At 46.3% G+C, this 13,343-nt stretch carries 10 protein-coding genes, 1 rRNA gene and 1 riboswitch; of the genes, 7 read left to right on the forward strand and 4 right to left on the reverse strand.

The genetic code is table 11. The features are described 5' to 3' along the window. Nucleotides 1–49: 49 nt before the first annotated feature. Nucleotides 50–1,591 (reverse strand): 16S ribosomal RNA (locus VRK_RS18580). A gap of 594 nt (nt 1,592–2,185) precedes the next feature. Between VRK_RS18580 and VRK_RS18585 the strand changes: the two genes are divergently transcribed. Beyond that, entirely contained in the window at nt 2,186–2,638 is a 453-nt protein-coding gene (locus tag VRK_RS18585) for an RNA recognition motif domain-containing protein (RefSeq protein WP_059122994.1), read from the forward strand. Here VRK_RS18585 and murI read toward each other — a convergent pair. Both murI and btuB read right to left on the reverse strand, forming a co-directional pair. Continuing rightward, nucleotides 2,577–3,398: a glutamate racemase gene (murI, locus tag VRK_RS18590; RefSeq protein ID WP_059122995.1), complete on the reverse strand. Its 822-nt coding sequence runs from the start codon at nt 3,396–3,398 to the stop codon at nt 2,577–2,579. The two genes, VRK_RS18585 and murI, sit on opposite strands and share 62 nt — an antisense overlap. Nucleotides 3,399–3,511: 113 nt before the next feature. Then, nucleotides 3,512–5,332, reverse strand: coding sequence for a TonB-dependent vitamin B12 receptor (gene btuB / locus VRK_RS18595; RefSeq protein ID WP_059122996.1), 1,821 nt, complete (start codon nt 5,330–5,332; stop codon nt 3,512–3,514). A 40-nt stretch (nt 5,333–5,372) separates the two neighbouring features. After that, nucleotides 5,373–5,595: riboswitch (cobalamin riboswitch) on the reverse strand. A 163-nt stretch (nt 5,596–5,758) separates the two neighbouring features. Between btuB and trmA the strand changes: the two genes are divergently transcribed. Continuing rightward, nucleotides 5,759–6,871, forward strand: a complete 1,113-nt coding sequence (gene trmA, locus VRK_RS18600) for a tRNA (uridine(54)-C5)-methyltransferase TrmA (protein ID WP_059122997.1) — start codon at nt 5,759–5,761, stop codon at nt 6,869–6,871. 167 nt (nt 6,872–7,038) lie between these two features. On the opposite strand, the gene VRK_RS21155 is transcribed toward trmA, so the two are convergent. Continuing rightward, nucleotides 7,039–7,236, reverse strand: coding sequence for a hypothetical protein (locus VRK_RS21155; RefSeq protein ID WP_139344153.1), 198 nt, complete (start codon nt 7,234–7,236; stop codon nt 7,039–7,041). Between the two features lie 168 nt (nt 7,237–7,404). Between VRK_RS21155 and VRK_RS18610 the strand changes: the two genes are divergently transcribed. The 5 genes from VRK_RS18610 to VRK_RS18630 all read left to right on the forward strand — a co-directional run bounded on the left by VRK_RS18610 (nt 7,405) and on the right by VRK_RS18630 (nt 13,341). Further along, the gene (locus VRK_RS18610) at nt 7,405–8,148 is read left to right on the forward strand and encodes a helix-turn-helix transcriptional regulator (RefSeq protein WP_059122999.1); all 744 of its coding nucleotides are present in this window, start codon (nt 7,405–7,407) and stop codon (nt 8,146–8,148) included. Next, nucleotides 8,118–8,519, forward strand: coding sequence for a VOC family protein (locus VRK_RS18615; protein WP_059123000.1), 402 nt, complete (start codon nt 8,118–8,120; stop codon nt 8,517–8,519). The genes VRK_RS18610 and VRK_RS18615 overlap by 31 nt, the downstream gene beginning before the upstream one ends. A gap of 1 nt (nt 8,520) precedes the next feature. Then, nucleotides 8,521–9,729 (forward strand): MFS transporter, encoded by a 1,209-nt coding sequence (locus tag VRK_RS18620; protein ID WP_059123001.1) that lies wholly within the window; start codon nt 8,521–8,523, stop codon nt 9,727–9,729. A 378-nt stretch (nt 9,730–10,107) separates the two neighbouring features. Further along, nucleotides 10,108–10,626 (forward strand): Hcp family type VI secretion system effector, encoded by a 519-nt coding sequence (locus VRK_RS18625; protein ID WP_059123002.1) that lies wholly within the window; start codon nt 10,108–10,110, stop codon nt 10,624–10,626. Nucleotides 10,627–11,190: 564 nt separating this feature from the next. Continuing rightward, the gene (locus tag VRK_RS18630) at nt 11,191–13,341 is read left to right on the forward strand and encodes a type VI secretion system Vgr family protein (RefSeq protein WP_059123003.1); all 2,151 of its coding nucleotides are present in this window, start codon (nt 11,191–11,193) and stop codon (nt 13,339–13,341) included. Nucleotides 13,342–13,343: the final 2 nt, after the last annotated feature.

Consider the following 13,343-nt stretch of genomic DNA (forward strand, 5'->3'; position numbering starts at 1 on the left):
TTATAAACCAAATCAATCTGTGTGGACACTCATCTCAAATATCTTTACGTAAGGAGGTGATCCAGCGCCAGGTTCCCCTAGCGCTACCTTGTTACGACTTCACCCCAGTCATGAACCACAAAGTGGCAAGCGTCCTCCCGAAGGTTAAACTACCTGCTTCTTTTGCAGCCCACTCCCATGGTGTGACGGGCGGTGTGTACAAGGCCCGGGAACGTATTCACCGTAGCATTCTGATCTACGATTACTAGCGATTCCGACTTCATGGAGTCGAGTTGCAGACTCCAATCCGGACTACGACATACTTTTTGGGATTCGCACACTCTCGCAAGTTAGCTGCCCTCTGTATATGCCATTGTAGCACGTGTGTAGCCCTACTCGTAAGGGCCATGATGACTTGACGTCGTCCCCACCTTCCTCCGGTTTATCACCGGCAGTCTCCCTGAAGTTCCCACCCGAAGTGCTGGCAATCAAGGATAAGGGTTGCGCTCGTTGCGGGACTTAACCCAACATTTCACAACACGAGCTGACGACAGCCATGCAGCACCTGTCTCAGAGCTCCCGAAGGCACACCAGAATCTCTTCCGGCTTCTCTGGATGTCAAGAGTAGGTAAGGTTCTTCGCGTTGCATCGAATTAAACCACATGCTCCACCGCTTGTGCGGGCCCCCGTCAATTCATTTGAGTTTTAATCTTGCGACCGTACTCCCCAGGCGGTCTACTTAACGCGTTAGCTCCGAAAGCCACGGCTCTAGGCCACAACCTCCAAGTAGACATCGTTTACAGCGTGGACTACCAGGGTATCTAATCCTGTTTGCTCCCCACGCTTTCGCATCTGAGTGTCAGTATCTGTCCAGGGGGCCGCCTTCGCCACCGGTATTCCTTCAGATCTCTACGCATTTCACCGCTACACCTGAAATTCTACCCCCCTCTACAGTACTCTAGCCTCCCAGTTTCAAATGCAACTCCGGGGTTAAGCCCCGGGCTTTCACATCTGACTTAAAAAACCACCTGCATGCGCTTTACGCCCAGTAATTCCGATTAACGCTCGCACCCTCCGTATTACCGCGGCTGCTGGCACGGAGTTAGCCGGTGCTTCTTCTGCAGCTAACGTCAAAATGAGACTCTATTAAAGCATCATCCTTCCTCACTGCTGAAAGTACTTTACAACCCGAAGGCCTTCTTCATACACGCGGCATGGCTGCATCAGGCTTGCGCCCATTGTGCAATATTCCCCACTGCTGCCTCCCGTAGGAGTCTGGACCGTGTCTCAGTTCCAGTGTGGCTGATCATCCTCTCAGACCAGCTAGGGATCGTCGCCTTGGTGAGCCTTTACCCCACCAACTAGCTAATCCCATCTGGGCATATCCTGACGCGAGAGGCCCGAAGGTCCCCCTCTTTGGTCCGTAGACATCATGCGGTATTAGCCATCGTTTCCAATGGTTATCCCCCACATCAGGGCAATTTCCCAGACTTTACTCACCCGTCCGCCGCTCGTCAGCAAGAGAGCAAGCTCTCTCCTGTTACCGCTCGACTTGCATGTGTTAGGCCTGCCGCCAGCGTTCAATCTGAGCCATGATCAAACTCTTCAATTAAAGTTTTTGTGACACCGAAGTGTCGGCTCAATGAATACTGCTTTTTGTCTCCGCTTTTTAAAAGCAGAAGCAAAAAGTGACATTACATAAGTAATGTTGAATTGACTGTGCTCTTATTGATAACAGTTGCCTGCTCCAACTTGAATTGGTCACTCGATTCATTGATAAAATCTTTTTGGATATTTATCGACGAGTGCCCACACAGATTGATTGGTCTATATTGTTAAAGAGCGCCTAGTGTCTGGCTTACCGCCTTGGCTAGGGGTGCGTATCTTACGCTTTTCGAAAATCAAGTCAACAAATATTTGCCAACAATTTTAGGATTTTCTTTTACCTTGAGTTTGCCGTTTTCAGACACTCTCTGTCGGTGAGGCGGCATTATAGGGAACAAATAACTTGTAGCAAGTGATTTTTTTACTTTTTTTCCCGTTTGCTCAAAAAGAAATCAGAAAGGTTATAAATAATGTTACAACCTTTGAAGATTATCACAGCAATAGGTTGGAAAAACCCCAGACATAAACGTAAGATTCATCTATCTGTTCTATTTTATTTATGTATTCATCTTTCTTATTAATTGATAAGTAGTATTCCAATATGAATTTAACTAAATCTTTTTTGTGGCTTGCCACGTTTGCTGTGTTAGGTGTTATTGCACTTTCTCAGCTCGCTATTCCCTCGGTTGTCGCTTTTCTGGTTGGATTGGCAGGGGCAACTCTTATTTTTATTCTCACTTCACAAAATTCGTCTTCTCAACAGCAGTCACAGATGGCGACAACAACATTATATGTCGGCAATCTCCCCTACAAAGCGAATGAATCGAATGTAAAAAGCTTATTTTCAGATTATGGTGAAGTCTTCGCAGTGCGTTTAATGAAGGACAAACGGACTGGAAAACGACGGGGATTTGGCTTTGTAGTGATGCCAGAGGCTGATGCACAAGAAGCGATTACGAAACTCAATGAGTCTAGTTATATGGATAGAACCCTTAAAGTTCGGGTTGCGAATGATCCAAAAAACCCTGAAGCGGAAAATTCTCAATTTGATTAAATCCCCACTCGGATAAAACTCGTGTCAGTGCCTCACCGTCGTATGGTGAGGCACTGGCAAAAATCCGAGGTGTCTGCGGCGAATGCCTACACATTCTCGGTGAAATCAGACTAACCACTCTTCGAGCAATCGCTTTTCCGGAATCCACCAGAACGACATTCTCTCCCAATGTCTGCTGAATTTCATATCTCAATAGTGGAAAGTGTGTACAGCCGAGTACAGCAACATCGATTCTCCCTTGAAGCGGCTGAAGAATGTTTGCCAGCTCAGACATATTCACGGTGACACCGCGTAATTTGCGTTCAGCCATATCGACCAATGCGGTTGACCCGAGCAGACAGATCTCTTTGTCAGATGAGAAATCCCGAATCAGCTCATGGGTGTAAGGCCGTTGAATGGTTGCAGGTGTCGCAATAAGGCCGACACATCGCTGCGCTAAATTACAAGCAGGTTTAATCGCGGGAACCACGCCAACAACCGGGATATCTAATGTCTTGCGTAAAGTAGGCAGAACAATCGTACTCGCGGTATTGCAGGCAATCACTACGATATCAATCGCCATTCTTGTCACAATAGATGTGACTAAGGTTTCAACCCGGTTGAGTAGTTTTTGCTGTGGCAGCTCTCCGTATGGATAGCCTTCATTATCGAACAGATAGAAATAGTTGTGCTCGGGGAGCAGCTGCTGAATCTCCCGATAAACCGAGAGACCACCAACACCAGAGTCAAAAATTAGGATATTAGAAACTTTTGAGAACACGTTTGACTACATCGAAATACTAAAGATGAAAACGCATGATACGCTTTCAATCAATTTTGACAATCATGATTTTCAAAAGAAAATAAACCGCCCGAAGGCGGTTTCTCTGACGTTTAAAACGTATAGGTGATATTGATAGAGTAAGCTCTCGATGGTGATGGATAGCCATAAGATGTTTCATATGACTTGTCAAAAAGATTATCGATACGTCCACCAATAGTTACCGATTCATTAGCCTGATAATTAATTGCCGTATCAACAAGAGAATATGATGGCAAAGTAACAGTATCGAATGCTGAGTTGTCTCGTTTTCCTATATATAGATAATTCACCGATAAATCGAACACATCAAAGGATGCTGTCATATTCCATTTATAGGATACATGCGCGCGACGAGGTAATAGTTCATTTTTGGCGTCTCGGGCATCTTTATACTCAGCACTAATACGATGTTGCACAATGCCGGTATCGAATTCAGATGTCAGTTCGACCCCTTTAATTCGAGACGTCCCGTCGATATTATTGTAAGAATTGCTTGAAAACTCATAATTGATCAAATCGTCAATTTGGTAGTCATAACCAGTCAAAGACCAATATACCGTCTGAATTACACCATGAAAACCAAGCTCAGCATTCTGCGAAGATTCTGGTTTTAAGTGCACATTACCATAAGTAGCGTCATGTAGCTGGTATAAGTCTGGGCCTTTGAAAGCAGTTCCGTAGGAGGCCTTCACTCCAAATTCAGGAATGAGTTGATAGCCTGCGGCTAAATTATAAGTCGCTTTATTGCCGAAGTCCTCGTTATCATCATTACGAATACCAACTTCAAGCTTTGTTTTATCATGATGAAACGAAGCTAACCCATACAGACCGAAATTATCGTGTGAAAACTGTGTATGATTTGTAATATCGTCATATGAGTCTTCTCGCCAATCTACACCCCCGGATAATATCAACGATGGCATTGCTGTATAACTATTTATCCACTGAGCCGTATGTTGTTTAACTTCATCCTGAGTCGTGCCTGCACTACCTTTACCCAAAGATTGCTCATATCTCCAAGATTTCTGTCTTTGAGTAGACAACTGTACTTCTGACTGGAGATTATCCGACTTATATTTACCACCAAATCCAGCAGCGATATCTTCTTTCTCGGATTCATACTTATTACCTCGACTATCATATTGGTAGGTATTGTCATAAGCCCGAACGTTGCCAAACAAAGAGACTTGCTGATTTACATCATGTACATAGCCGATTAGCGCATTATTGGTTTCAAAACCATGTCGATCCCCATCATTCTTTCCAGAAACAGGATGAACATTATAACCATCCGTACTTTCATGCCCCACTGCAACATTCAATTGATTGTTATCATGAACTTTAAAACCAGTGGTAACACTGATTTCCTGAGAATCCAAGCTGCCAAGCCCAACACTTAACTGAGTCTCTTCTTGCTGTGATCGCGCTTTGGTAATGATGTTGATAACACCACCGATAGCTTCAGAACCATATAAAGAAGCACGAGCCCCTCTGACATACTCGATTCTCTCAACATAAGTCAGTGGGATCTGATTAAAATCAACTGAGCCGATTGCTGCACGAGCAAAACGAGCACCATCAAGTAAAACCAAAACCTGTGTTGAGCTCGTTCCTCTTACAAACAACGATGAATTTTGACCTCTCCCGCCATTTTGACTGATTTCTATCCCAATCATATTTCTCAGCAGCTGAGGAATACTCTTCGCTTGACTCCGATGGATATCTTGCTGAGTAATGACTTCAACATCAGCCAATGTGGATTGAGCCGGCTGCTCAAACCGATTCGCAGTCACAACCATTGTGTCGGTGTCTGCGTTTGAACTGTCTGCATAAGAATAAAAAGCGCAAGAAAGCTGCGATACCACTGCGATCGCTAAAACTGTTTTTTTCATTTTTATATCCTGAATTCGCGTTAATCTGACCGGGACTCCTGTTATCTCCCGGTTGCTGGCAGGTCTTCGGACTTAAGAATATGATTACCCCTGAGATAACCGCCAAAATCTCGACTTCCCACATCCGATGCAGTGTCACTTAAGATCTTGTCTTCTATTTACCGCTGCGCGTCAGTTCTGGATTTTCACCAGATTCCCTTTTCAACACCTCATTTGACATACATACACTGTCATTTGAGAGTACCAACTGGCACGATAGTATTGACCTACATAAAGCTTGTCCAGATGATATTCACCTGACTCATGAACAAAATCCTCAACAGATCCACGAACAGACTGGACATCATGACGGAATTGAATAAAATCTGCGCTCTTTCATTGTTCGCTCTGTAAAGCGTTTCGTTCTGTAAAAATAAAGGTAATACGATGGCTACTCTTGATGTAAATCCCGCACGCTACCAGAATCAACTGCAAGAGAAAGTCACTCGGCTTACTGAGATGTTTTCTGAATTTCAAATGCCGGCACTGACCGTATTTGAATCACCAGAGCAACACTATCGAATGCGCGCTGAGTTTCGCGTCTGGCATGAAGGCAATGATATCTATTACATCATGTTCGATCAGCAAACCCGTCAGAAATACCGGGTTGATCAGTTCCCGGCAGCAAGCCAACTGATCAATCAATTGATGTCCGCTTTACTCGAACAGATTCGCGACAACGACATCCTGCGTCACAAACTGTTTCAGGTTGATTTTTTATCGTCGCTCAGCGGAGAGATTCTGGTCTCACTGCTCTACCACCGTCAGATTGATGAACAGTGGCAACAAGCTGCACAAACTTTGAAATCAACCCTGCACCAACAAGGTTTCAATCTGAATCTAATCGGCCGTGCGCGAAAAATAAAAATGGTCTTAGATCGTGACTATGTGATCGAAAAACTATCCGTCCATGGTCAAACCTACACATATCAGCAAGTTGAAAACAGTTTTACTCAACCCAATGGTCGGATTGCCGAGAAAATGCTGGAATGGGCCGTTGACTGTACCCGAGACAGCCAGAGGGGGGATCTGTTGGAACTCTACTGTGGCAATGGGAATTTTTCGCTGGCGCTGGCACAAAATTTCAATCGCGTATTAGCGACAGAACTAGCGAAGCCTTCCGTCGATTCAGCGCAATATAACATTGCCGCCAACCACATCGATAATGTACAAATCATCCGCATGTCCGCAGAAGAATTTACCCAAGCAATGGAAGGAAAACGTGAGTTCCGTCGCCTGAAAGATGCCGGTGTTGATCTCAGCAGCTACCAATGTGAAACGATTTTTGTCGATCCGCCACGTTCCGGCATGGATATCGATACTTGCAAAATGGTGCAGAAATACCCGCGGATTCTTTATATTTCTTGCAACCCGGAAACCCTGAAAGAAAACCTGACGGTTCTGAGTGAAACACACCGCGTTACGCGCTTCGCGCTGTTCGACCAATTCCCCTACACCCACCACATGGAAGCAGGTGTGCTGCTAGAGCAGATTGAATAAAAGTTTGAAGAGATATTCGTTGTTCAAAAATCGCTTTCGGATACGATGCGGGAGCGGTAATTATTTTCAAAAAGTCAGCCTGTCCGGTCAGTTGTGATACTGCCATCACGTTCAATTGCTGAACGAAGATGCGCTGCTGCGTATCATCATCCCCTCTAATGACTACCTCAAGCTTGCCCCTTGGAGTCACCGATCATCAGTGATTCCATATTCAGACTGATTGTTGTCTGTAATGCTTCGATAGAACGTAGCAAAGCAGCTCTTTCCTGCTTTTGAGTCGGGTATGCTTCTTGGTGTTTACGGCACTCCATGACGACATTGCACCAAAAAAAGATTTCATCAAGTTTATGTTGGGTACTATTCATAAGCCACATCTCTAACCAATTTTTGATTGTTATCGTCTGATCATGCCGCAAAAAAAATATAAAAAACAGGTGGTATTTTTTGACAGGTTGCAAATGGAATAGCAACGAGTAGTATAATCGCGCCAGTTCTTTTATATGCATGATAAGCAACATAGGAATCCGCCCAAAATGGATGTTAGTTCAATAGAAATGGCAAAGGCTTGCACTCAGTTCAGCCGACTGATTTCCAAAATATATGACGATGCCATACATATCAGCTATTCAGTGGTCTCACTGGACACGCAAGAAATCTATACCTTATCAACAGATTATGACTGGCACCTGAGCTACTGGGAGCAAGGATTAAACAGAACAGTGGGAACACGCATGTCACCGGGGCTTTCATCATGGCGGGGCAAAGATGAAGAATATCATCATTTATTAAGTAAATTTCGTATCCCGGATAAAGTGGATTATACCTGGTTATGCTCACAACGCGCTGAAATCGTCTCTTTAGCCTGCCGCCATCAACTCACCAGTCAGGAAAGTCATCAATTGGCAGTCCTGCGTCCTTATCTGGCTTATCATGCTCACAAATTATGGCTGAAACATCAGGTTGCAACGCTCCCCTATCAGTCAATGGCCGCCCTATCCGATACACCAAATACTCATATGAATGAGCAAAACCATTTCCGGTTTGGTGATATTGTCCTGACCGCGAAAGAAATGAGTACCATCCGCCTTCTGTTATCTTTTCATTCCCCCAAAGAAATCGCTTGGCAACATCATTGCAGTGAATCTGCGGAACGAAAACGCATTGAAACCATCAAGAGAAAGATTCGTTGTACCGGCAATCGAGCCACCTTTTTTCAGTTACTCCAAAAACACGGGATACTTGATGCATGTCTGGATGTTTACACCACGTCTCTTTAACCTGTCGGGATCTCGATAAAAGCCAGAGATTCTATGCGCAATTCGGCTATACGACACACAAAAGTTACACCGATGAACAAGTCTCGATTGTCATGATGACCACAGAGGCGGGTTCAGCGATTGAGCTGTTCTGTTTTACCGCTGGGCAGCACACAGCCCCCCAGCTCTCAGATATTCAATCAGTCCCCAATATTCAAACCATTGGCATCACGCATATCGCCATTCAGGTTGATGACATTGCAGCAACACGTCAGCAACTCGCTCAGTTTACCCCGTGTACAGAGATCAAACCGGCTCGAATGGGGGGCTTTGTTTATTTTTTCACCCATGATCCCGATGGGAACCAGATTGAAATTATTATGGAGAATTAACATGTTAAGTTGGCTACAACGATTGGGGATTGTCTCAGGCAATGCATTCGAGTTTTACGATATTGCAGTCTATGCTGCTATCTCTCCTTATTTATCTCATTTGCTATCCAGTCATGGCATCGTCCATTCAGAATGGATGGTATGGGGAATTTTCGCGCTCAGATTCTTAATCCGGCCACTCGGTGGGTTGGCCATTGGTAAAATTGCGGACACACAAGGAAGAAAAAAAGCCCTGATCATCACCAGCAGCCTGACAGGCAGTGCAACGCTGCTGATGGCGGCTTTACCCGTCAATATCTTGGGAGAAAGTCTTGTGATACTCCTGTTATGTCTGCAAATGATTCAGGCCTTCAGTTTTGGCGGAGAGTACCCAACCATCATTCAATACCTGCACCAAGGGAGCCAACGTGAACAACATGCTCGTATCAGCAGTCTGATTGTTGCCAGTTCAATTGTTGGGGTGATTGCATCCGTCTTAATCGTAATGGGGCTGAAAGGCACCTTATCTGAAAGCCAGATGCAAGCTTATGGATGGCGTATCCCTTTAATTATTGGCGCAGTGAACATTGCCATGAGTTTTTGGTTCCGCCTGCGCTTGCCCGCTGCGCTTCCGACCCCACAGCCGACTCGCTTAACCAACGATGTAAGAACCACAGTCAGGATCGGTTTGGTGTCTGTAACAGGAGCGGTAGTTTTCTACGTCCAGAATATTTCCAGCACCATTTTAGCCAAAGATTTCCCCATTCAGCCGTTTGCCTTGGTTAACTCGGTGACCTTACTTGTGATGATCTTGCTAGTCGGATGGATCACGGACAAATACCTGTCATCACCAAAGAAAAGCTTTTCGGGCGGATTATTGGCCGGTTTAGTGGTTTCTTATCCGGCTTATTCTCTGTTGATTCATAGTCATGATGGGTGGCAACAATGGATCGCATTTATCACGATCAGCCTGATTTCAGCACTGATTTTAGCCAATCTGGCGACGGTGCTATTTTCCATTGCCCGCAACAACACCACCTCTCTGGGGCTTGGCTATAACGTTGCTCTCTCAGTTTTTGGTGGCATGAGCCCGTTAATTGTGAGTTTCCTGTCTGGGTATGATGCCAGTTATGTCGGTGCATATGCCGCATTGACAACCATACCGGCACTCATTGGTATTTACGCATTCTCGGCACCATCGTTAACGCTTCAATCTCAGACCAATCGATAATCAGACTTTACTCAATCGAACTATCACAAATAACACATAAAAGTTCCTCACATGATGTGTGAGGAACTTGATGACTATCGTCTCAATCCCTCAGAGCTGCTCACACGTTTTTCTGCGCCCTATCATTACTCTGTCTCAAAAATAAAACACTTCCGTGATACTTATTCCACTTCTTGCAGGCAACTTTTTGCTCGCCGGGCAACTTTTTGCTCGCCTCCGGGCAAGATCTTGCTTGTAATTACCTTTGTATCTATATAACACATTGATTTTATTGGCGTGAGTGAGTTGGCACACCCCTTGCTCTTATTGTTTAAGAGCCTAAAGGTTCTATGTGCATTAAAAACATGAACTTATTATAGATAATTGAAGGAATTCAGAATGCCAACTCCATGTTATATCTCTATCGAAGGTGAAACTCAGGGGCTAATCACGTCAGGCGCTTGTACAGCAGATTCTATCGGTGACTCTTTTGTTGAAGGTCACGAAGATGAAATGATGGTTCAACAGTTCGATCACGTTGTGAGCGTTCCAACTGATCCTCAATCTGGTCAGCCTGCTGGTCAACGTGTTCACAAGCCTTTCAAATTCACTGTGAACCTGAACAAAGCCGTTCCACTGCTGTATAACGCACTGGCTTCCGGTGAAAAAATGTCTTCTGTGACGCTGAAGTGGTACCGCACTTCAATCGAAGGCAAGCAAGAAAACTTCTTCACCACAACACTTGAAAACGCAACTATCGTTGACATCAAGTGTGAAATGCCACACTGCCAAAACCCAGCAGATTCTGACTACACGCAAAACCTGACTGTCTCTATGTCTTACCGTAAGATCACTTGGGACCACGTTAACGCGGGTACTTCAGGTGCTGACGACTGGCGTAAGCCAATCGAAGCTTAATTGTCAACTGAACAGGCACCTTGTGTGTCTGTCCGACAATGCTTTGATTGTCCTGTTGCTCACCCGCGGGTGGGCAACATTGTTTATATCAATCACACATTAATTAGAAAAGTAGACTCGACAAAACGATAAGACAATATACCTAAACAACTTCGCGCAGCAGAAAGTCGTTTATGAGGTTATTCAGGTATATGTGTTGTGAGGCAAGATGGCTGGGGCGACGGTTCAAAAACTGAGAGATTCCTTCAGGAAAATTGCTTTCTCGTTGATTTCCCCGCCAATTTTTCATTTTCATCAAGACTCATATACTCATCCGGTTATAATCGGATTTCGCGTTTAGTTATCGTTTATTTTGACAATATAGTCTGTTTTGGCAATACCGTCTGTTTTTGTCAGAGCACATGATAGAAAAACGTAAATGTTTCTAACAAGAACAACCGGAAAACCGGGCCGAACCCATGTCATTTATGACCGTGCTGCTCCTCAAGGATGCACTGATTTTATATGTGACAAAATCAATGGGTATATGAAATTCAGTCAACTCAACAATGTCAGGAAAAAACTATGGGGACTTTGAACTTCCGTCTTGTCAGTGGTGTCGGTGAAGCCTTGGTCGTCCGTGACTATCAGGGACATGAATCTATCTCTGATTCATTGGATGCACAGGGCAACCCGGTGTATGGCTTTCGCTATCACATCGAGCTGGCCAGCCGCGATTCCGGCATCAGTGCCGAGCAACTGGTTGATACCGCAGCCGTGCTGGAAGTCATCCGCAATGGCGAAGTGGTGCAGCAAGTCCACGGCATTGTGCGCAGCTTCAGCCGCGGTGATACCGGCCATCATCACACTTATTATTCCCTGACACTGGTGCCCGCGCTTGAGCGGTTGTCATTGCGCCACAACAGCCGGATTTTCCAACAAAAAACCGTCCCTGAGATTCTGGCGATGCTCCTCTCGGAAATGAACATCACCGACTACGCCTTCTCCGTCAAACGCGAATGTGCACCGCGGGAGTTCTGTGTTCAGTATCGGGAGACCGACCTAGAGTTCTTCCACCGGCTGGCGGCAGAAGAAGGCTTAATGTACACCTTCAGCCACGAGGCCGAAAAACATACCTTAGTCGTCACCGATAACAGTGCCGGATTTACTCAGCTGGGCGGTACTGTGCCGTATAACGTACTGTCCGGTGGTGTGGCTGACACCCCGTATGTCTCCGCCATGCGTGAGACCAAACAGTCCGAAGTTACCGAAGTGACGCAGCGTGACTATAGTTTTAAAAAGCCCTCTTACAGCTTTAAACAGTCGGCACTTGGCAGTGACATGGCCTATCAGTTGCCGGACTACCAACACTACGATGCACCGGGGCGCTATAAAGACGATGCCAGCGGCAAAGCCTTCAGTCAGATTAAGCTCGAACATCTGCGCCGCACCAGTCATACCGCAGCCGGTAAAAGTAACGAAGCCAAACTTCAGGCCGGGGTGGTGTTTACACTAGCCGACCATCTTGATAGTGCAATGAACCGCCCCTGGCTGATTGTCGGGATTGACCATCAGGGCAGTCAGCCCCAGGCACTGGAAGAGTCCGGAGGCAGCGGTGCCACCACTTACAGCAACCAGTTTGTCGTCATCCCGAATGAAACCCTGTGGCGTATGCAGCCCCAGCCAAAACCGCAAGTCGATGGCCCGATGGTCGCTACCGTTGTCGGCCCCGAAGGCGAAGAGATCTACTGTGATGAACATGGCCGGGTGAAAGTCTCTTTCCCGTGGGACCGCTACAGCAACGAAGATGAGCACAGCTCCTGCTGGGTGCGCGTCGCACAAGGCTGGGCAGGCGCCCAGTACGGCATGATGGCGATCCCTCGTATCGGTCATGAAGTGATTGTCACCTTCCTCAACGGTGACCCTGATCAACCGATGGTGACCGGGCGCACCTATCATGCGACCAACACGCCGCCCTATCCTCTGCCGGATCACAAAACCAAAACCGTGATTCGCACCCAGACCCATCAGGGCACCGGTTTTAACGAATTAAGTTTTGAAGACCAGTCCGGCAGCGAGAAGATTTACCTCCACGCGCAGAAAGACTATGAAGCGCTGGTTGAAAATGACAGCACCACCCAGATTAAGCATGACCGCCATCTCACGGTTGAAAATGACCATTACAGCCATGTGCAGGTCAACGACCATCTGAGTATTGACGGTGAGCAGCGAACCGCAATCAAACAGAACCTCACCCTCGAAACCGATGCCTCACTGCATCAGAAAGTCGGCCAGAAAACCATTGTCGATTCAGGCAGCGAAGTGCACCTCAAGGCCGGAAACGCTGTGGTACTCGATGCCGGTAATGAAATCACCGTCAAGGTCGGCGGCAGTTTTATCAAAGTCGATGCAGGCGGCGTGCATGTGGTCAGCGGTGCGATCAACCTTAACTCCGGCGGCAGTGCCGGCAGCGGCAGCGGTTACGCCGGCCAGCTTGCAACCATGCCGAACCTCCTCACTGCGTTAACGGCTCCGGAGGAGGCGCAGGCTTTAGATATCACTGCAACCCAAACGCCTGCATCCCCGGCGATCTACACACTTGCTTCACCGAAAAATATTCAGGCACCGGCATTTGAACAGGTTTCAATGCAGAACACACCGATGTCGAAAATGTGTCAGCGCCAGCCGGACGGAAGCTGTCCGCGTGGTGACTGTCCGTGTACCTCGGAGGCATAAAT

The organism is Vibrio sp. MEBiC08052, assembly GCF_001506075.1.
Lineage (GTDB): Bacteria > Pseudomonadota > Gammaproteobacteria > Enterobacterales > Vibrionaceae > Vibrio.